The organism is Algoriphagus ratkowskyi, assembly GCF_002150505.1.
Lineage (GTDB): Bacteria > Bacteroidota > Bacteroidia > Cytophagales > Cyclobacteriaceae > Algoriphagus > Algoriphagus ratkowskyi.
On sequence record NZ_MSSV01000005.1, the window covers coordinates 122128 to 143074 of the forward strand.

Sequence of the window (20947 nt, forward strand, 5' to 3'; positions counted from 1 at the left end):
ATATAAGCTATTCACACATGAAATACATAATCGTAGGCATAGGCAATTTTGGGGGCTATCTGGCAAAGCGTCTGACTAATCTTGGACACGAAGTAATTGGCGTAGACACTAGCGAAAGCAGAATAGAAATGATCAAGGACAGCATTACTCATTCCATCGTAATGGATGCTACAGATCAGGCTGCGGTAAAGAATTTACCTTTGAAGGATACCGACATCGTCATAATCGCGATAGGTGAAGATATAGGTGCATCTATTATGAGCACCGCGATTTTTAAGCAACTTAAATCAAAACGAATTATCGCCAGAGCTATCAACTCCCTACACGAAACGGTAATCCAAGCGATTGGTGTAGATGAAATAATTCACCCAGAGGAAGAGACTGCTGATCGACTTTCGAAGCGGCTTGAGATGAAAGGCGTTCTGGATTCTTTGGAGATTTCCGATGAATACAATATCGTGGAAGTGAAAGTGCCTGAAAGATATGTAGGAATGACCGTAGCAGACGCGGATATACGAAAGGAATTTTATCTTAATATCTTGACAGTGATTAAGCTAGAACAGCGGAAAAATCTTCTTGGAATAAATACTCCCTACAAAAATGTAATCGGTGTAGTCACTCCAGAGTATAATTTTGATGCAGACGATATCTTATTACTTTTTGGGAAAATCAACAACATACAAGACTTTCTTAAGCTGGGAGATTAGGCAAGTTTACCTCCACAAAATTTACAATACTCATCCCAACTATCCAATCCAGTATGCTTACAATTAGGACATTGAACTGCACCTCTATTTTCCATTTTCTTCTTCTGCGCCGCCATCTCTGAGGACACAATCCCAGTAGGTACCGCAATAATAGCATAGCCCATTAGCATGATGACAGAGGAAAGTAACTGTCCAAGTGGTGTGGAGGGCGTTATGTCACCAAAACCTACTGTAGTAAGTGTTACGATCGCCCAATACATGCCTATAGGAATACTCGTAAAACCATTTTCTGGTCCTTCTACAATAAACATCAGTGTACCTGTGATCAATACAATCGTAAGCACAAAGGCTATGAAAATCATAATCTTATGCGAACTAGCTTTAAGAGATTTAGTTAGGTACTCGGCTTCTGCCACGTACCGGCCTAGCTTTAGGATCCTGATCACTCTCAGTAGTCGTAAAGCTCTGACTACGGTCAGCAATTGGGAATTGACCACGAAAAAGCTGAGATAAGTTGGTAAAATAGCCAGCAAATCCACCATTCCAAAAAAGCTAAAAATATAGCCTCTTGGTTTTCTGGAAAGCCAAATCCTTAACATGTATTCTAATGTAAAAAGAATGGTAAAAACCCACTCTAAAATAAAAAGTAATTCACCGTATTGAGCCCTAACGCTACCAACTGAATCTAATATTGCAACAAAAATACTTCCGAAAATCATGAATAAGACCACAATATCGAAGGTCTTCGAAGCCCAATCATCGGACTCAAATACTATATGTGCCAGTCTTTTTTTGGTGAATATCATTCGGGAATTTAGAAAAATTTAAAAGTAAAACCAGACCTAATCAAGGTAATAAACACGCTTCACACGAGTACTTATATTTGTAAGCAACTCATAAGGGATAGTTCCAATTCGTTCAGCCAGTTCTTTCAAGGAGATTTTCTCTCCATAAACGATGGCTTCATCACCGGCTTTCACATCCATTCCGCTCACATCCACCATGCACATATCCATGCACACATTACCAATGATGGGAGCCTGTTTTCCATGGATAAGTACATAGCCTTTACCATTGCTGAATCGGCGGTCGTAGCCATCTGCATACCCTAGCGCTAGAGTCGCTATTTTACCGCCGGTAGCTAGAACTCCCTTTCTGGAATACCCTATTGTTTCGCCAGGTTCGAGCTCTTTGACTTGGGAAATCGTAGTTTTCAGCGTACCAATCGTTCGCAGTGCCTGCTCAAATTTACCTGTCACTTCTACGCCATACAGTCCGATTCCCAATCTCACCATATCAAATTGGAATTGTGGAAATGTACTTATTCCAGCAGAATTGAGCGCGTGAATCAACGGTCTATAGGATAGCATACTGAGAACTTCCTCTTTCATTACTATGAAATTCTTCATTTGTGTTAAAGAAAATTCACGATGAATCTCCTCGTCAGCACCTACAAAATGAGTATAGATTGAGGCTACTTCCAATTGAGGGTTGGCTTTAATCAAGCTCTTCAAAACTTCTATTTGTTTTTTTTCAAAGCCCAATCTGTGCATACCAGTATCCATGTCGAGATGGATTTTCATGGTAGTGTGATGTATAATACTCCAAGAGGCTAAACTCTCAAAATACTCCGGACTGAAAACTACCGGCTCCAAATTAAACTCACTGCACAACCCAAAAGACTCTTGCATGGCATTCAATACCATAATCGGTAGTTTGATTCCCTGTTTCCGCAAAGCAACTCCTTCATCAGAAAAAGCAACCCCCAAGTAATCTGCACCCATGGTCTGGATTTGGTTGGCGATTTCCACCGCTCCTCCACCATAAGCGAGTGCCTTCACCATTACCATTACTTTGGTTTTTGGGGAAAGCAGTTTTTTATAGAAATTATAATTGTGCGTGAGCGCATTGAGATTGATCTCCAAGGTGGTACCATGAATCCTCTGTTGAAGTCGGTTGACTACTTCCTCAAATCCAAACACTCGTGCCCCAGTTACTAAAATCAAGTCATTTTGAAAGGTCTCAGGATCGAGCTTGGCCAAAAGCTCTAGCGTAGAATTGAACCCAGTGAAAGATTCTGGGAATTCTTTCTCCAAAAAGAAAATCTCCTTACCCACACCATACAATTGGTCAAACCGGTACTTTTTGATCAACTCAGAAACCTCAGCATAGATCTTCTCTGGAGAACCTTGCTGCAATAAGTCAGACAGGATCAGAATTTTCCTTCGCTTAGGCCTTTGTTGCTGCATGAAATCCAGCGCGACCTTTAATCCTGCCAAGTCATTATTGTAGGTGTCGTCGATCAGCAAAGAATCATTGATTCCCGGCTTTAGCGTCAAGCGCATATCCACAGACTTCAGATGCGCAATTCCTTCTTGTATAGATCCAACGCTTTGTCCTAGCGTGATCGCGGCTACGATCACATGCGTGATATTTTCTAGAGAAGCCACATCCGTGAAAGGCACATGAAAAGTATGCGTGCTTAAATCCGAGTTCATCAAAATCATTCGTGATCCATTCCCTTTCACCTTCAAAGATCTGGTAAATTCTGCTCCAGCTCGATCTGACCATCCTACTCGTTTGTCAGATGGAAAAACAGACTCAATCGCCTCAGAAATGAAGTCATGATCTCTACAATAAATCAAAAAATTAGAGTCCTTGAAAAGTGAAAGCTTCTCCTGAAGCTTAGCTTCCAGACTTTCAAATCCTTCTTGATGGGCTGTACCGATATTAGTGAAAATTCCGAGGTTTGGTTGGATCATTTCCTCCAATGCAGCCATTTCTCCAGCTTTGGAGATTCCTGCTTCCAGTATTGCTACTTGATGATAAGACTCGATTCCAAAGATAGATAGAGGTACTCCAACTTGAGAATTATAGCTTTTTGGGCTTTTAGCCACGGCATATTTTTGCCCCAGAATCTCTCCCAGCCATTCTTTGACGATGGTTTTACCGTTACTTCCGGTGATGCTGACGACGGGATTCGTAAATAGTGAACGTTGGTATTTGGCCAGCAATTGTAATGCTCTACGCGTATCCGCCACCTTGATAAAGCAAACATCTAAAGCTGTGGACTCATCAAAATCATCATGAACCAAAAACGTCTGGACGCCCAATTTTACTAATTGAGGAATAAAATCTGCCCCATCAGCTTTTGCACCGCGCAATGCCACAAAAAGTGTCTTGGAGGGATGAAGAATTTGTCTGGAGTCTATTGCAAGTTGAGAAATCATCAACTCATCATGCCGATTCAGAACACTTCCTTTGGTGAGTTCTACGATTTGCTTTTGGCTAATTTCCTGAAACATCTGGTCCCGCCTCTAATTTCTTTTTCTTAAAAAACACTTGCTTAACCCAACGAGGAAGGAAAAATGCTCCTAAAATCAAGTAAGGGTAGTAGGATAGAAGTCGCCACAAGATGCTAGTTACAAACGTGTAATTTGTTAAGAATTCGGTAAAGAATTGACCAAAGAAAAACTCCGCTGTACCACTACTACCTGGGGTAGGTGAGATCATCATCACGATCCACATAATTACTTGGCGCGCAAAAACGATGACATGCTCATGAGCAGCAAGGGGCACAAAAGCCGAAATCAATGCATTTAACATCAAGTATCTAGAACTCCAGATGAAGATAGTAGCACCAATAATCGGCAACCAATAATTCCATTTTTTACCCGATAGTTCTTTGGAAGCTTCGATGATCTGATCTCCATATCCTTGGGCTTCATGTTTCCATTTGAGAAGCCATTTAATCGAAAATAGCTTGATTAGAAGCCATTTGAAAACTCTCGGCTTGTAAAATAAAGCTGCAGCCATCACTATGCTGTAAGTAGCATAGAGCGTATACGAGATCCAGAAAATCGCCTCCATGCTATTCTGAAGCTGCATTTCCAGTACTTTACTTTCTGGAAAAATACTTCCTTTCGCAAAAAATAAGATAATGGGAGCGCCAATCACAAAGAATAAATTATCTAAAATCGCTGTCACCATCACATAGGCAATGGCTTTACCGAATTTGATCCCTTCCTTATTTAAGATAAAAATAGCAACTGCTGTCCCGCCCACCACAGAGGGTGTCACTGCAGAAGCAAACTCCCAAAGTATGATGACATAGATAGACCTCTTCCATGTCAGTTTCCTATCCGTAATCTCCCTTATTCGATATACATAGCCTACATCCCTAAATAAGATCACCAAAATGGCAAGAATTACCCAAGGAATAGAAGCATCAAAAATCCCATTCAGAGAGTCCTTATTTACTTTAGGATCAAAATAAAACATACCGAAGACAATGGCTAAACCAATGATTACCGGCACCCAAATTTTATTCGGATTAAGTGTCTGAAAGATTTTTTTGTTGTCCAATTTCATATGCTATGCAACTGCTATTGGCTCTGATATTTCCACCCAAAAATTATTAAAGCCATCTCCAATGACAATCGTAACCAGGGAAAGTTGAAGTAATTCTAAAATGGCTAGAAAGGTATATATCACAAAAATCTTATCGGGCTTGTAGCTGATGAATTCAGCGAATGGCACTTTTTTCTTAAAACTTACTTTCTCCAACACAAAGTCTTTTTGTTGGGCAATGGTATAAGGATACTGGATTACGGTGTGTTTGGTTTCATCCACTCGCGAAGCCATTTTGGACATCGACCGCTGAAAAACTTTCAGCAATTTGTATAAATCCATATCCTGCATCTCTGCATCCACATCATCCACTTTGCTAAGTGTCTTCAACTCGGAGGCTATATTTCCACGCTTTTGTTTGGACATTTCCTCCCCTTCCATAGCGGAAAGTACTTCGATGACGGATTTGTATTTCTTGTATTCCAGAAGATTTCTGATCAATTCCTCTCGTGGATCCACTTCTTCACCTGCCTCATTCAGTTCAGGTCTTGGCAAAAGCATTCGTGATTTAATCTTCATAAGGGTTGCGGCGAAGAGAATAAAATCACTGGCTACTTCCATTTCCATTTGCTCCATCTGATGTACATAATCAAGGAAGTCATTGGTAATCTTGGAAATAGGAATGTCATAAATATCCAGTTCATCACGCTCGATGAAGAAGAGCATGAGGTCAAATGGACCTTCGAAGAGTGGTAATTTGATTTCGAAACTCAAAGGATATTTAAATTATTGGTTAATTTTGCCACCTTGTTGCCAAAGATATTCAATTAAGCTAAATTAATTGAAAACGACAGGAGAAAGAGACAGTCGTCTTTTCGTCAAATTATTCATAGAAAAAACAAAGGAGCATATTTATTGTTATTCTATTTTGAACACTTTACCGCTGTAAAATGCTGATTGAACCAGGAGAATTATTAGCTCAAATTAATAGCCCCGCTGACCTTAAGAAATTTCCTAAGGAGAAGCTGGTACAAATTTGTGATGAACTTAGACAGTTTATAATCGATAATGTATCCGTTTATGGAGGCCATTTTAGCGCGAGTCTTGGCGTGGTCGAGCTTACAGTTGCCCTTCACTATGTGCTTAATACTCCTGAAGACCAATTGGTCTGGGATGTAGGACATCAGGCTTATGGTCATAAAATTCTTACCGAAAGGAAAGATCGCTTTCATACAAATCGTCTTTACGGAGGCCTTTCTGGTTTTCCTAAAAGAAAAGAAAGTAAATACGATACGTTCGGTGTAGGTCACTCCAGCACATCAATATCTGCAGCATTGGGTATGGCTGTCGCTTCCCAGTATAAAGGGCTTTCTCAAAAACAGCATGTCGCGGTGATTGGCGATGGTTCTATGACTGGTGGTATGGCCTTTGAAGCTATGAACCATGCAGGAGTAGCAGACACCAACTTGTTGATCATCCTGAATGATAATTGCATGGCAATCGATCCGAATGTCGGTGCGCTCAAAGATTACCTCACCGATATTACTACTTCCAAAACCTACAATAAAGCAAAGGATGAGGTTTGGAAGATTTTGGGCAAAATGAGCAAATTTGGAACAAGCGCTCAGGATGTAATCTCCAAAGTGGAAGGTGGAATCAAATCTGCTATTCTGCACCAAAGCAATCTTTTTGAGTCATTAAACCTTCGATACTTCGGTCCAGTAGATGGTCATGATGTCAATCATTTAGCAGAAATATTAAAGGATCTTAAAGATATTCCAGGGCCTAAAATCCTTCATTGTGTGACAATGAAAGGAAAAGGATATGGTCCTGCGGAAAAAGGAAATCAAACTACCTGGCATGCCCCAGGAGCTTTTGATAAAGTTACCGGAGAAATATATAAAACGACTCCAAGCAGTCCGCAAGCTCCAAAATATCAGGATGTTTTTGGACACACGTTAGTAGAATTGGCTGAAATGGATGACCGAATCATGGGAGTTACTCCAGCTATGCCATCTGGTTCGTCTATGAATATCATGATGAAAGCGATGCCAAATCGGGCATTTGATGTAGGAATCGCCGAGCAACATGCGGTGACTTTCTCTGCTGGATTGGCTACACAAGGACTAGTTCCTTTCTGTAACATCTATTCTACATTCATGCAGCGTGCTTATGATCAAGTATTACACGACGTCTGCCTTCAAAATCTTCCTGTAGTCTTCTGTTTAGATAGGGCAGGATTTGCAGGTGCCGATGGCCCTACGCACCATGGAGCATATGATATAGCTTTCTTTAGATGCATACCAAATCTGGTCGTATCTGCACCGATGAATGAGGAAGAACTTCGCAACATGATGTACTCGGCTTCTATTCATAACGGTCCTTATTCTATCCGATATCCAAGAGGAAAAGGCGTAATGCCAGAGTGGAAAACTCCATTTGAAAAAATTCCAGTAGGGCAAGGAAGAATTGTGAAAGAGGGAGAAGATGTAGCTATTCTAACGATTGGACATATTGGTAACTATGCGGTAGAAGCTTGCGAAAAACTAGTGAAAGAAGGTTTAAACCCCGCTCAGTACGATATGCGATTCGTGAAGCCGCTGGATGGGGAACTACTTCATGAGATTTTTGGCAAATTCAAAAAGGTAATCACTGTAGAGGATGGTTGTATTATGGGCGGGTTTGGCTCAGCTGTGATCGAGTGGATGATAGATCATGGATATCAGGCACAAGTGAAGCGTCTTGGTATTCCAGATGAAATCATCGAGCACGGCGAGCAGGAAGAATTACATAGAGCTTGTGGTTTTGATGCAGAAGGCATTGCTGAGGCTGTCAGAGAAGTTGCTGAAGTTTCCAAATCTATCTAAACAAATGTCTGCTATTCATTTTTTCGAAAAAGGCCAAGGTCAACCTATAGTCCTAATTCATGGTTTCTGCGAAATCGGAGAAATGTGGAGAGATTTTGCAGAAGCTTTATCCACAGACTTCAGAGTGATCTGCCCTGATCTTCCAGGATGTGGCAGTACTCCAATCGCTTCAGACTCTATTCAGATGGAGGAAGTAGCAGTTCTATTCGAAGAATGGATGGAGGAAAATAATATCCATAATCCTATAGTAATCGGTCATTCGCTAGGTGGATATGTGATGCTAGCGCTGCTTGAATTGATGGGAAATAAACTTAAAGCTGTTGGTCTTTTTCATTCTTCAGCTTTAGCAGATGATGAAGAGAAAAAGGGCATGCGAGACCGCACGGTTATTTTCCTGAAAAAACACGGCGTTAATACTTTCGTAACATCTTTCGTCCCACCACTTTTTCCAGAGGAAAGAAGAGAAGAACTATCTGATGAAATAACTCAAGCCATAGCGCAAGCTAAAAATTGTAGTTTGGAAGGATTAATTGCTTTCACCAAAGCAATGAGAGATAGAAAAGATCGATTGGAAGTGTTGGAGAATTTCTCTGGACTAAAACTGGTGATCGCTGGAACTGAAGATGGAGCGGTAAAAATCGATACTAGCCGAAAGCATAAATCAGCAGTAACCGATTACTTCGAACTCGAACACACGGGGCATGTCGGCATGATCGAGCGCAAAGAGGAAACTTTGAAAATTGTCAGAGAATTTTGCGAAAAGGTGAGTAGGAGCGAAACCTAGATCTTACTCCCTAACGACTCCATCAACTTCTCCAAATACTCCTGATCAACCGAATCAAAATCATCTAATTGATCGGAATCCACATCGAGTACAAAGGCAACTAAACCTCCTTTGAACACAGGTACGACTATCTCAGACTTTGAAGCAGAGCTGCAAGCGATATGACCTGGAAAAGCATCTACATCGGGAACCAAAATTGTTTTGCCTTCTTGCCAAGCTGTACCGCAAACTCCTTTTCCCATAGAAATCCTCGTACACGCTATTGGTCCCTGGAAAGGACCAAGTACTAACTGATTCTCTTTGACCAGATAAAACCCAACCCAAAAGAAGTCAAATGCCTCTTTTAATGCTGCGGAGATGTTAGCCAGATTTGCATAAAGATCAGGTTCACCGGAGATCAAAGCTTCGATTTGAGGCAGAATCGCTTCGTATTTTTCCGCTTTTGTAGCGGACTCAGGAATGTATAGACTTTCAGACATGATGATATATTCTTAAAGTATCTTCCAAGATTTCTATAGTCTCGGATACTGGGGTAGGAGGTATTGGGGCTGCGACCCCACTTCCAAATTTGTTGCTGCTTGTAAACACACGTGCTTCATCCCAAAGTTCAGAAGCCAAGAACTTATTCAATGAGTAACTTCCTCCTTCTATAAGTACACTTTGAATATTCCGCTTGTAAAGATCTTCCAAAATATCCTTTACCTGAAAATCTGGGTCCAGCTTCTTATATTCAAGCGTGCCCTTAACTTCAGATTTCTTCGTATTGTAACAAATTGTAGGAACTGCTTCGTCAAATAGTTTGAGTGAATTGGGAAGCTCAAGTCTGCTATCAATAACCAATCTGAGGGGATTTTTTCCAACCCAATCTCTGACATTCAATGCAGGATCATCGTATTTGGCTGTATTTTTTCCCACCATTATCGCATCTTCTTCAGCCCTCCACTTATGCACTAACTGTCGGCTAGAGGCATTCGTAATCCACTTGGAAGAGTAATCTTCTCTCGCCACAAATCCATCAAGAGTTTGGGCCCATTTCAGAATTACATACGGACGCTTTTTTTCAATCTGAGTGAAAAAACGCTTGTTTTGAATACGAGCTTCTTTTTCCAATAGCCCTGTTACCACTTCTATTCCAGCATCTTTCAATTGCTGAAATCCTTTTCCACCAACTAATGGATTGGTATCGAAAGCAGCTATGACAACTTTCCTAACCTTTTTCTCTACCAGTAGACTTGCACATGGAGGGGTTTTTCCATAGTGAGCACATGGTTCCAAGGTCACGTAAACTGTAGCTTCCATCAAAAGCTCGTGGTTTTTTACTGCATTCACCGCATTGACTTCAGCATGTGCTTGACCGTATTTCTGATGGTAGCCTTCGCCTATTATTTTGTTTTGATGTACGATCACACAGCCAACCATGGGATTTGGACTTACTTTACCCCGGCCAAACTCCGCCAGTTCAAGTGCTCTTTGCATGTAGAGTGCATCAGAAATCATCAAGGTTTTTTCTTAAAAGTGATTGTATTAAGAAGGCTGTCCTCACTCACGACTAGATCTTGTGTATAAGCAGTGTCCAAATAAAGTTCGTCTTTCGCATCAAAGAAAATCTTATATGATCCAGCCGGCACTCTGAAATTGTATTTTCCAGTAGCATCGGTATGTGTTGAAATCGTATCCTTTCCGTCGCTCAAATAAACAGCAGGATAGAGAGTCAATGGTTTTAATAATCCACTAATATCAATCGTTCCTGCGCCCTTTGTTAAGGTGAAAGTTGGATTCAGCCCGTAGGTAAGAGGGGATTCAGAAACTTTTACAATTGACTTTTCAAGGTTAATATCCAATATAATATCATAAGATATTCCTTGCTCTGTATCTATTGAAGTAGTCAACAATATTTCGTTTTGGGAAGTGTCTGAGACTTTTAATGGATACTTTTTCTGATCATAATACATGGAATGATCGTTACCTAAGATGATTTTTGCAGATATTATTTGCCCAATAGGCAATTCATTTCTACCTAAGAGCAGCGCATTTCCACCAACTAAATCACTCACTTTTATACGCTTATCTCCAGATTTATATTCTAAGAAAAAAGTCCGGCTTTGTGTATCACGCCCACTTGCCAACACCTCTATATCTACTCCCTCTATCTCTACAAATACCGAATCCCACTTAGCCGCATTGTCCACCAAAATAATATTTAAAAGTGCTTTGGGGCTAGCATCTGGATCTTCGCAAGAAGCCAAGAGAAATATGCTAAATATCGAAAGAAGATAAAAATACAGTTTTTTCACAGGGTAAATTTAGTCCAAAACTTTTCAAAACGGGAAGGCAAGAAAGTCTAGCACAAAAAAAAGGCCAGCAACAGCTGACCTTTTATGTTAGATTTTCAATAACTATTTCAACTTCAATACGATTGGATTTATAGAATTAAGCTTTCCATTTTCTACCAAAACCCCTTCTAATTCTACAGGGCTATAAGAATCATTTGGAGTAAATATCAATTTGTACGTACCCTGATCTAAACCAGTGATTTTATAATTACCTTTTGCATCGACGAAGGTATTCATCGTGTCATCTCCTTTTTGAGCAGTCACTTTTACTGGTTGTGCTTCTAATGGAAGAATTTGTCCCATGATTCCAGCGGATATTTCGTCCAAATAGGCTCTTAATACCGGCTTTAATATGATCTGTCCAGAGTTTCCAGCCTCAACGATTGACTTCGCTGCATCAAAATCGATAACAAGATTATAGGTCATTCCTCCCTCAATACGCTCATCGACTTTTATCTTCAGTCCACTTTGCTGAGCACTCGGTGTTTTCATATCATGACGTTGACCCTTCTTGATCACATAATTATTTTCTCCAAGAATCAATCTAAGCTGATCGATTTTTCCCTCGGGAAAATCTTCCGTACCTAATAATTTGCTATTTCCTCCTGTTAAGTCCAGAAGATTTATAGGCTGGCTTTCATTGTAAGTGATCTCATTCCATGATGAGTCATCATCGTTGTCGTCATCAATTCCCTCTTTGTCCACTTTAACCCGAACAGCCAAAACCTCAACCCAGACCTCATCATATGATGCTGGTGCGTCTACTAAGCGAATATTTACACGAGCAGTATCACTGCTTGGATTCTCATCATCTGACGTACATGACATAGCTATAAGCGCAAGTCCAGTAAGCAGGATATAAGAAAAAATATTTTTCATAGTTATTAAGTTTAATTGCTAGATAAAATCCAAGTACCGTGCCAACTGAATAATAATCAAATTTTAAAGTAATGTCTGAAGAGAATCTTATTTTTGGGAATGATGAAATGGGAACGCCTTTTATCCAGAGGCAGATTTGGTGATAATCCGGGATTTATACCTACGCAAGTAACCCGAAGTGAGTTTGAAGTTGATTACGATCGAATAATTTTTTCGTCTCCATTTCGAAATCTTCAGGACAAAACTCAAGTTTTTCCATTACCAGAACAGGCTTTTGTACATACACGATTAACACATAGCTTGGAGGTTTCCAGTGTGGGAAGATCTTTGGGGAAATCAGCTGGAGAAATGCTCCTGGAAAAGTACCCACAACTGTCTAATACAGGCATTACACCATTTGAAATTGGTGCTATTGTGGCTGCAGCAGCTTTAACACATGATATCGGAAATCCTCCTTTTGGTCATGCAGGAGAAGAAGCTATTTCTGATTTCTTCAAGTTTCACCCTTCGGGAAAATGCTGGGAATCTCATGTCCGTACAGAGCAACTAGCAGATCTACAGAATTTTGAGGGAAACGCGCAAGGATTCAGAATGCTTGTTTCAAAGCAGTTTGGGTTAAAACTCACGTATGCGACTTTGGCTACATTTACCAAATATCCTCGACCAAGCATGATTGCACACCGGGATATCGCTAGGAAAAGTCAGAAAAAATACGGCTTCTTTATCAATCAACTGGCAGACTTTGAACAAATGGGAGCGGTCTTAGGAATGGAGAAATCCAGTCCAGAATGCTGGTATAGACATCCGCTCGCATTCCTCGTGGAAGCAGCGGATGATATTTGCTACAGCATCATCGATTTAGAGGATGGCTGTACGCTAGGCTTGGTGAGTTTTGAAGAGACGGTGAAGCTTCTCGCACCGATTTTGAAGGACAAACTTGATCCAAATAAGTTAAAAGAACCAAGAACAGAAGCTCAAAATCTGGGTGCTCTACGAGCGCTGGCTATAGGAGAATTGATTGGCGAATGTGTAGAAGTATTTGGCAACTATGAGGAAAGTATGTGCAAAGGAAATTTTGATAAGGCTTTGACCGACATTATTCCTTCGGCTAAAGCATTGAAGAAAATTACAGAAGTGTCTGTAGAAAAAATCTATAGATCTCAAATTGTTTTAGAAAAAGAAGCAGCTGGATTTCAAGTCTTAGAGGGCTTGTTAGAAGTGTTTTCCAAGGCACTTTACCATCAGTTCTACGATCTGGAAAATTTCTCAGGTCAAGATAAAAGTATCTTGAGACTATTACCTGCCGACTTCCCACTGAAAGGCTGGGGGGCTGAGGTAAATCCGTATCCAATGCTTCGAAGTTTGGTAGATTTTATCTCTGGTATGACTGACAAGTATGCACTGAATCTCTATCGCCGGGTCAAAGGAATTTCATTCCCTGGATCGTAGCTCACAGAAGTAATCCAATAAGTGTTCCCAAAAGGATCTTTGATGCCTCCGCTTCTTCCATAAGGCTGATTTGATACATTCATAATGATGACTGCTCCTAACTCAATGGCAAGCTCAAAAGCAGCATCTGCATCTTTGACATAGACAAATAGTCCTGAGTTTTGAATTTCATAATCAGGTGTTGCTTCTGCGATCATCACCGTGCTTTCACCTATTATGATCTCCGCGTGCATAATTGTATTCTTATCTCGCATCTCTTTCAATACTACTTTCGCAGAAAAAACTTCTTCAGCGAATTTGATAAAAGATGCAGCATCTTTGAGAATTAAATAGGGCATCACTGCCTGATAATCTGCCGGAACTTTAAGGTCTAGGATCATATCTGATTAAGGTTTATATACGGATAAGATAAATAATTGCGAAATCTATAACTTGAATTTTTGCTGACGACGGCAAAAAACGTACTATGGATGAGACATTAAATTTCTTCTATAATGCTAAAATTTGCCAGAGGCTTAAAACTTGTTATAATCTAAGCTCTTGCTTTTCAATATTTCGTATCTAAGTGGATTAGAATAAATGAATTTCCAGCCTATTCACCCTCTTGCTAAATAAGACCCAGTTATGAAAAAGACCTTAATCATTGTTTTAGGTGTATTTATATTTTTGATCGCTGTCGCAGTGGCTGTCCCCTTTATTTTTAAAGACAAAATAGTTGCACGTATAGACCAAGAAATTGCCCAGTCTATAAACGCTAAAGTTATTTACGATATAGATAATGTGAGTATAAGTCTCTTTAGAAGATTTCCGAATGTATCTGCAAGAATCAAAGACTTTGATATCGTAGGAAATGCCCCATTTGAAAACGACACCTTGGTTTCACTTCAGGAATTAGCCATCGATTTGAATCTTAAATCTGTCTTATTTGACGATTATCCAACCTTGACCGGAGTGCATTTGAACGGTGGCAATGTTTACATCAAAGTCTTGGAAGATGGTATCGCCAACTACGATATAGCTTTCCCCTCAGAAGAAGTAGCGGTAGAAACAAGCGCGAGTAATTTTCAGATCGGTGTGGATAAGATCGAAATCAGTAATCTAAATGTAGTTTATGACGATAGACAGCTCAATTATTTCATGGCTTTGGGAGGAATTAATGCCACAGGTTCTGGCGATTTCACTGCAGATGTCTATGATCTTCCTATTGAATTAGATGCCCAGATCGCAGACATCACCTATGAGAATGTCAGCTACCTTTCCAACAAAACTTTTAAAGGGAAAACCGTATTAACCATTGATTTGGAACAAATGAGGTTCACGCTGGGAGAAAGTAATTTTCAGCTGAATGACTTTTTATTTGACCTCAATGGATACCTCGCAATGCTTGGTGACGATATGGAAATGGATTTCAATATCGAGGGAATAGATAATGAGTTTAAAAGCATTTTGTCCTTGGTACCTGGGATTTATTCAGAGAGTTTTTCAAGTTTGAAAACTTCCGGAACGATGGATTTCAAAGGAAAAGTAAAGGGTATTTACAATGATGAGAAAATTCCTTCTTTTGATATTTCACTGAAAGTGGCCGATGGAATGTTCCAGTATCCTAACCTGTCAAAACCTGTAAAGAATGTCAATTTGGATCTTCAGGCAAAAAACGAGACAGACAATCTGGATAATACTTCCATTTCCATTCCTGCGTTCGACCTAGACTTCGGTAGCAATCCGATTTCCGGAAAATTGTACCTCTCTGATTTGGTCAGCTACACGATAGATGCAGCGCTAAAAGGCAAGCTGAATCTAGAGGAATTAACTTCTATTTTCCCAATTGAAGGACTAGCATTAAAGGGAAATCTGGACATAGATGCAACTGCCAAAGGCAGATATGATTCAATTGCGGGAATTATTCCAGCTATCAACGCCAAAATACTTTTGGCTAATGGCTATGTAAAAAGCGTAGATTATCCTGCGCCAATTGAAAAACTAAATGTCAATGCATCAGCTCAAAATCCTAATGGAAGTATGACGGATTTTCTTGTTGATCTTAGCCAATTTGGCTTTGAGCTGGAAGGCGAAGCAATCAATGGAACTCTGAAAATCCGAGATTTCGAAAAACTTATCTGGGATGGTGAAATCAAAGGCGGTGTGGATCTAAAAAAGATATTGGCCATTTTCCCTATGGATGATATGATAATGGAAGGACGCATACTAGCTGATATCAATACCAAAGGATCTTATGAAGCGGTGGAAGCCAAAAAATATAACCAACTGGAAACTCGTGGATCAATGGCCGTCAGCAATTTCAAGTATTCATCTACGGATGTTCCTCAGGGAATTCAGATCGCCAAAGCAATAGCGGAATTTACACCAGAGCGTATAAATCTGACTGAGTTCGACTCTAAAATCGGAGAAAGTCCTCTTCAAGCTACTGGTTCACTTTCCAATTACATGGAATATCTTTTGGGTGAAAATGGCTCGCTTAAAGGACAACTGGCCATGAACAGCAGCAGATTCAATGTAAACGAATGGATGAGTGAGAATTCATCTAAAGACACTACAAGCAGTGAGCTTTCTGTCATAGAGTTGCCAAAAAATATTGATTTCAAAATGACTGTGGCTGCAAATGAAGTACTTTATGACAACATGAACCTCAAAGAAGTTAAAGGCGATATGTCGTTGAAAGATGGTGTTTTGACCTTTTCTGATGCTTCCATGAAAACGATGGGTGGCACGATAGGTTTGTCAGGAAACTACGATCCAAGAGATCTCACGGCTCCAGCATTCAGATTCAATTTGAATATCGCTGAGCTTAGTATAGCTGAAGCTTTCAAGTCTTTCAATACGGTAAAAGCATTTGCTCCGATAGCACAAAATTTGACGGGAAAATTCAATTCCAATCTTAATTTCTCAGGAAAACTCGGACAAGATATGATGCCTTTATTATCCAGTCTGGATGGTCAAGGTGTATTAAAAGTCCTCGAAACGGCATTGAAAGACAGTAAAATCCTAGAAGAAATCACCAGTCTTACTAAGCTCAAGGATGTTAATTCACTTCAGATGAAAAATATTTCCATTCCGATCACTATTGAAAATGGTGTGATGGATGTCAAGCCTTTTGATGTGAGGCTATGGGATTACCAAGCCAACGTGCAGGGAACTGCAGGTTTTGATGGCTCAATAAACTACTTGGTTAATATGCTGATTCCAGCAGGAAAGTTTGGATCTCAAGCAAACTCGATTTTGGCAACTATCACTGGAACTGCAACGGATGAGAACACCACAATTCCATTGGCATTGAATCTTTCAGGAACTTACAACTCACCGAAGATTTCCTTTGCTGGTGGTAATAGCATCGAATCTTTATTGGCAAATGCGCTCAAAGCAAGAGTAAGCGGAGAGGTTGCAGGCCTACAAACAAAAGCAACAGAGCAATTTAATGCAGCACAAGACAGCGTAAAGCAAGTGCTCAAAGCGAAATCAGCAATAGCTCAGGATAGTGCCAAAAAGGAACTTGAAAAACATGTAGATGTAGCCAAGGACAAAGCGGTAGATGAAGCGAAGAAGCTATTGAAAGGCTTTTTCCCTAAAAGTACTCCTGCTGCAAAACCAGATACCACGACTGTGAGAAAGGATTAATACTTATAAGTTTGAGCGATGGGGAGTTGTCAGTTTGAGCGAAAGTTCTTAATCTCTTTGCCAGCCAATTGATTTTGCCAGCGATCCAAAACTGGCTGCTCTAAGTGCGCTTCTCTGTATTCGTCTGGATTCATGATGGGAATTCCTTTAATGATCGGATACAGTCGAGTACATGTGGCACAAGTGAGCCAACCTTCGATGATATTCTCTTTCTCATCTTTCAGGATTATTTTCAAATCCAGATCTTCCTTATCGAAGGGGCAACACAATTTTTGTATAGTTTCTAATTTCATGAGTTTATGTTTGTTTGTTAGCGGTCACACCGATTAGTCGGGGCGGGCTATGAAATCGTGCATGGTAAATAATCTTCCCATCGTTTAACAGTTTGGTCATGCTCGATTTCATTTTTTTAGGTCAGATAGTAGTTGTTGATACTGAGAAATAGCGTTTCCAGGATCTGCAGCGCTCATCACACCGGATACTACGGCAATGCCGTCAAATTCCAGAGATTGGAGCTGCACGAGCATTTCGGTAGAGATTCCACCAGCCAAGAAAATTGGGATGGAGGTATGTTTTCTTGTCTTTCTCACTGTTTCAAACTCCACCAAATCACAACTATTGGCAGTCGATGATGGAAACATAGAACAGAAGGAGAGGTAGTCTACATCTGCTAAAATGGCCATCTTAATATGTTCAAAGTCATTATTTACAGTGATTCCAATGATTTTTCCCTGTTGCTTCAGCTGGGGAATTGATGATAAATATTCATCAGTCAACTCGTCAAAATGCACTCCATCCAGTCCAAATAGTTCGGCCCATTCAGGATGATTATTTATCAGAATAGGAATTCCTGAGCGGTTACAGATCATTTTAATTTTAGCTATCAAAGCAGGTACTTGATCGTGAGACTGAAAATTGTCCCAAATCTGCAGCGCACATGGTTTCGCCGTAACCGCTTTTTCCAATGATTCTAAAAGCTGGCTTTCTTCCATAGAAGGGTCAATCACCAGGTATATTCCGGAGTTAATTTTCGCTTGTTGATTCATTTCCATCCCGCTTTTAATGCATCAAAATAAGCAGCCCAATAGGGATCTGTCTCCTGATAGACTAGGGGAGAGGTAGTGCCTAACTTTTGGATTTGAATGCCAGATATACTTTCAGTCACTCTTCCCACTTCAGTGCAGAGAATATTTTCTTCAGTAAGTCTCTTGATCACATCATCAGATTTTTTGGGATCGCAAGCAATGATCATGGATCCCGCACCCACACAGTAGCGGGGATCGAGCCCAAACAAACCTGAAATGGCAGCAGCTATATTTCCAATTGGTAGCAATTCATTCACTACTAGTCCTCCTTTCTCAGATGCAACAAGCATTTCATAAATAGCACCTAATACTCCACCTTCAGTGACATCATGCATCGCATGAATCTCCGTGAACTTCTTCTCCGTTCCAGCTGCCACTAGCGCATCCTTGAGAGAGGAAGTATGATAAAATTGCGCACATGCTGATTGGTAAACTTCTATCCCTAGCATTCGCTTGATAGTTTCGGGAAAGCTCATTCCCAAAATGGCTGTTGCTGTCAAAGCGCATGATTTCGTCACCAGAATCACGTCTCCTTCTTGTGCACCGGTGGAGCATAGCATCTCAGATTCTTTTGCTATAGTGATCAAGGTACCGCCTCCGGCAAAAGTCGAATTTTGTCCATGCACAAATCCCGTATGACCACCTGTGATCGCAATACCTAATTCTTTGCAATAGCTATCGATATGTCCCCAATAAGTGCTGAAATCCGCATTAGAAAGCGTTTCCGGCAGATTCAGCACAAACTGTCCATACTGCGGAGCAAAGCCAATAGTGGCCATATCGTTTGCCATCAGGTGTACACTGAGCCAGGCTGACTCCTGCAAACCCAAGGAAGGTATCAATGAAAGTGGATCGCTGGTAGCCGCCATCGCCAGACCTCCAGGAAGTGAGGTTATCGATACATCTACTCCAAAAGCTGGCCCTTGTATCACCTCGTTTCGCGAAGCTCCCAGCCTTCCAGCCAGCAATTTTTGGTAGCCTTCATGAGTGATTTTGCCTAGATCAGCCATCAATCGACATCATTCAATTTGACATATAAACCAAAAAAGTCTCCATAAGGAACACTCCATTGCTGGACAGGAAACCACTTTGGAAGACCAGTGCATGACCACTCAATCGTGTAATCTCTTCCTTCCAGCGCTTCTTCAATGATCTTAATGAGCATCGCTGGTGTGTAAAAAGTAGCGGTGACATAGAACGGATTTTTACCAAAAACCTGCTGAACTCTTCGTCGAAGCACTTTTGGAGAATTTCGATTCATCATTCCCATTGCAATGCCGTATTTGGCCACGCGGGCAGATTCCCGAATCACTTTCACAGGATCCTTGTAATATTCAAACGTAGTGATGAAAGCCAAGGAATCGAATGTATGATCCTTAAATGGCATGTGATGCGAATCCGCCATGACCAAGTCGCCGTCAAACAAATGAACCGCTTGGGAAAGCATCAGCGGAGAAATATCACCTCCAGTTGCTGTTATACCGATTTCCTTCCACCAGCGCGTAAATCTTGTAGTGCCACAGCCAAATTCTAAGAGGGTTTTTACTCGTTTGTCTTTTGACACCAGTTGCTCCATGACTTTCTTTTGCCATACTTCGGCGCGCTTGTATCTCCCTTCATACCAAAGCTCATAGGTGTCTGTGTGCGCCCGGTTGAAAAACCATTCAGGACGATTTTGCCAGTTTTTCTGCGCGTCAGGCAGTAATTCGAAATTCTTTTTCTCGAGTTCCATAGGGAATGTTAGGTTGCAAAAATATTAACTGCATTTCCTGCGGTCAGACAACCAAGAGAAAACAAAGGCGTTTTCTGGCTTAAGCATCCCTACGTTGGCATGATCCAAATCAGGTAATTCGGGTATTTTCTCAGCCTTCCCAAAGGAAAGCACCCCGTGCAATAATTTCAAATATAGGTGAAAAAGAGTAAGCTAAAAACCTAAAGAGGTATTTAGATAATCATCATTATTCAAAGCTTAAACTTAGAGGTCTCAAAAAAAACAGGAGCCTTAGGCTCCTGTTTTACATTAATTATTTTTCTTACTTTCTTTTTTAGCGGCTTTATCCGCACGCTTTTCTTTCAAGGTCTTGGTAGCCGCAGACTTATCGTTCTTTGGTTTACCTTCTGGTTGTTTTGCCATAGTTGTGTTGGATAAATGATGTTACTGATAACCGTTAAGGTAGCGGGAATTTTGCAACTCCCAATCTGACATGAGAACTATTTTTTAGCAGTTTGAATGCCAGAAACTCCTATTTCACAGCGATAAAAATATCAACGGAGGAATTAGCACCTTGTTGCGATTGAGAACCATATACTTCGAAATCAGCAGTATATTCTCTGTCCAAATCACTGTCTTTTGCCCAGATTTCCTGCCAGCAATTTACGACCGCATCAGGCATTTTTCCTTTAGCTACAAACTTAGCATGCTTGCCTCCATGAAATTTCTTTGATACCAAGCCTTCAGTAATATTTCCTTCATTCTCCACTTGGTAACCAATTAGACAAGTGTATTCTCCCTTATAATCAGACTCGTAATCTGTATAAATAGCATAGATATCATCACTGATTTTTCCTTCTATTTTATCTCCAATCTGCTCTTCAAAAAACCGTCTCCAGAGCGCACCTAGAACTTCAGCTGCTTTCCCAGATGTATTTGAAGTTCTTGCAGCAATTCCAATTATCTTAAAAGGGGCTAAAGTGTGCATTTTGTGCTTGGTAGTAGATAACAACTGATTCATATAAAGAAGTAAGTTAAGACATGATAGCCTTTTAAACTAAACCAAAAGGTAAGCAAATATAAAAGTTTCGACCTCCACATTCCCTTTGGTGTACACAGTAGATAAAACCAAAAATAGCCTCCGAACTT

General features: G+C 40.5%; 19 protein-coding genes and 1 riboswitch. Of the genes, 5 read left to right on the forward strand and 14 right to left on the reverse strand.

All coding sequences use genetic code 11. The features are described 5' to 3' along the window. Nucleotides 1-17: 17 nt before the first annotated feature. Nucleotides 18-707 carry a potassium channel family protein gene (locus BVH02_RS07680; RefSeq protein ID WP_086500819.1) on the forward strand — a complete coding sequence of 230 codons (690 nt, stop codon included), beginning with the start codon at nt 18-20 and terminating at the stop codon, nt 705-707. Here the strand turns inward: BVH02_RS07680 and BVH02_RS07685 are convergent. The 4 genes from BVH02_RS07685 to BVH02_RS07700 are packed head-to-tail and all read right to left on the reverse strand — an operon-like array spanning nt 704 to nt 5831. Beyond that, the gene (locus BVH02_RS07685; protein WP_086500820.1) at nt 704-1513 is read right to left on the reverse strand and encodes an ion transporter; all 810 of its coding nucleotides are present in this window, start codon (nt 1511-1513) and stop codon (nt 704-706) included. The genes BVH02_RS07680 and BVH02_RS07685 overlap by 4 nt on opposite strands. 36 nt (nt 1514-1549) lie before the next feature. After that, nucleotides 1550-4012 carry a bifunctional UDP-N-acetylmuramoyl-tripeptide:D-alanyl-D-alanine ligase/alanine racemase gene (locus BVH02_RS07690; protein WP_086500821.1) on the reverse strand — a complete coding sequence of 821 codons (2463 nt, stop codon included), beginning with the start codon at nt 4010-4012 and terminating at the stop codon, nt 1550-1552. Beyond that, nucleotides 3996-5078 (reverse strand): lysylphosphatidylglycerol synthase transmembrane domain-containing protein, encoded by a 1083-nt coding sequence (locus BVH02_RS07695; RefSeq protein WP_086500822.1) that lies wholly within the window; start codon nt 5076-5078, stop codon nt 3996-3998. Before BVH02_RS07695 ends, BVH02_RS07690 begins: the two co-directional genes overlap by 17 nt. 3 nt (nt 5079-5081) lie before the next feature. Then, nucleotides 5082-5831, reverse strand: a complete 750-nt coding sequence (locus BVH02_RS07700) for a segregation and condensation protein A (RefSeq protein ID WP_086500823.1) — start codon at nt 5829-5831, stop codon at nt 5082-5084. Nucleotides 5832-6007: 176 nt separating this feature from the next. Between BVH02_RS07700 and dxs the strand changes: the two genes are divergently transcribed. Together dxs and BVH02_RS07710 are read left to right on the forward strand one after the other, a co-directional pair. Beyond that, entirely contained in the window at nt 6008-7924 is a 1917-nt protein-coding gene (dxs, locus tag BVH02_RS07705) for a 1-deoxy-D-xylulose-5-phosphate synthase (RefSeq protein WP_086500824.1), read from the forward strand. A gap of 4 nt (nt 7925-7928) precedes the next feature. Then, nucleotides 7929-8708: an alpha/beta fold hydrolase gene (locus BVH02_RS07710; RefSeq protein WP_086500876.1), complete on the forward strand. Its 780-nt coding sequence runs from the start codon at nt 7929-7931 to the stop codon at nt 8706-8708. On the opposite strand, the gene BVH02_RS07715 is transcribed toward BVH02_RS07710, so the two are convergent. From BVH02_RS07715 to BVH02_RS07730, 4 genes are all read right to left on the reverse strand, one after another. Beyond that, nucleotides 8705-9187: a GAF domain-containing protein gene (locus BVH02_RS07715; RefSeq protein ID WP_086500825.1), complete on the reverse strand. Its 483-nt coding sequence runs from the start codon at nt 9185-9187 to the stop codon at nt 8705-8707. The two genes, BVH02_RS07710 and BVH02_RS07715, sit on opposite strands and share 4 nt — an antisense overlap. Next, the gene (gene ribD, locus BVH02_RS07720; RefSeq protein WP_244912266.1) at nt 9180-10205 is read right to left on the reverse strand and encodes a bifunctional diaminohydroxyphosphoribosylaminopyrimidine deaminase/5-amino-6-(5-phosphoribosylamino)uracil reductase RibD; all 1026 of its coding nucleotides are present in this window, start codon (nt 10203-10205) and stop codon (nt 9180-9182) included. Before ribD ends, BVH02_RS07715 begins: the two co-directional genes overlap by 8 nt. After that, nucleotides 10205-11002 carry a DUF4382 domain-containing protein gene (locus BVH02_RS07725; RefSeq protein ID WP_158093866.1) on the reverse strand — a complete coding sequence of 266 codons (798 nt, stop codon included), beginning with the start codon at nt 11000-11002 and terminating at the stop codon, nt 10205-10207. Before BVH02_RS07725 ends, ribD begins: the two co-directional genes overlap by 1 nt. A gap of 102 nt (nt 11003-11104) precedes the next feature. Further along, nucleotides 11105-11920 carry a DUF4382 domain-containing protein gene (locus tag BVH02_RS07730; RefSeq protein WP_086500827.1) on the reverse strand — a complete coding sequence of 272 codons (816 nt, stop codon included), beginning with the start codon at nt 11918-11920 and terminating at the stop codon, nt 11105-11107. Between the two features lie 102 nt (nt 11921-12022). Between BVH02_RS07730 and dgt the strand changes: the two genes are divergently transcribed. After that, nucleotides 12023-13369 carry a dGTP triphosphohydrolase gene (dgt, locus tag BVH02_RS07735; protein ID WP_086500878.1) on the forward strand — a complete coding sequence of 449 codons (1347 nt, stop codon included), beginning with the start codon at nt 12023-12025 and terminating at the stop codon, nt 13367-13369. Here the strand turns inward: dgt and BVH02_RS07740 are convergent. Continuing rightward, the gene (locus tag BVH02_RS07740; RefSeq protein WP_086500828.1) at nt 13330-13749 is read right to left on the reverse strand and encodes a VOC family protein; all 420 of its coding nucleotides are present in this window, start codon (nt 13747-13749) and stop codon (nt 13330-13332) included. The two genes, dgt and BVH02_RS07740, sit on opposite strands and share 40 nt — an antisense overlap. Before the next feature lie 244 nt (nt 13750-13993). On the opposite strand from BVH02_RS07740, the gene BVH02_RS07745 reads away from it, so the two are divergent. Beyond that, entirely contained in the window at nt 13994-17002 is a 3009-nt protein-coding gene (locus BVH02_RS07745; protein WP_086500829.1) for an AsmA-like C-terminal region-containing protein, read from the forward strand. A 29-nt stretch (nt 17003-17031) separates the two neighbouring features. On the opposite strand, the gene BVH02_RS07750 is transcribed toward BVH02_RS07745, so the two are convergent. The 5 genes from BVH02_RS07750 to BVH02_RS07770 all read right to left on the reverse strand — a co-directional run bounded on the left by BVH02_RS07750 (nt 17032) and on the right by BVH02_RS07770 (nt 20819). Beyond that, on the reverse strand, nt 17032-17295 hold the full coding sequence (locus BVH02_RS07750) for a Trm112 family protein (protein ID WP_086500830.1): 264 nt from the start codon (nt 17293-17295) through the stop codon (nt 17032-17034). 108 nt (nt 17296-17403) lie between these two features. Continuing rightward, complete coding sequence (locus BVH02_RS07755; RefSeq protein ID WP_158093867.1) at nt 17404-18048, reverse strand: thiamine phosphate synthase; 645 nt, start codon at nt 18046-18048, stop codon at nt 17404-17406. Then, the gene (locus BVH02_RS07760; RefSeq protein ID WP_191278319.1) at nt 18045-19097 is read right to left on the reverse strand and encodes an AIR synthase-related protein; all 1053 of its coding nucleotides are present in this window, start codon (nt 19095-19097) and stop codon (nt 18045-18047) included. The genes BVH02_RS07755 and BVH02_RS07760 overlap by 4 nt, the downstream gene beginning before the upstream one ends. Continuing rightward, nucleotides 19097-19819: a class I SAM-dependent methyltransferase gene (locus BVH02_RS07765; RefSeq protein ID WP_086500833.1), complete on the reverse strand. Its 723-nt coding sequence runs from the start codon at nt 19817-19819 to the stop codon at nt 19097-19099. Before BVH02_RS07765 ends, BVH02_RS07760 begins: the two co-directional genes overlap by 1 nt. Nucleotides 19820-19888: 69 nt before the next feature. Then, a riboswitch (TPP riboswitch) is annotated at nt 19889-19986 on the reverse strand. A 344-nt stretch (nt 19987-20330) separates the two neighbouring features. Next, the gene (locus tag BVH02_RS07770; protein ID WP_205635714.1) at nt 20331-20819 is read right to left on the reverse strand and encodes a GyrI-like domain-containing protein; all 489 of its coding nucleotides are present in this window, start codon (nt 20817-20819) and stop codon (nt 20331-20333) included. Nucleotides 20820-20947: the final 128 nt, after the last annotated feature.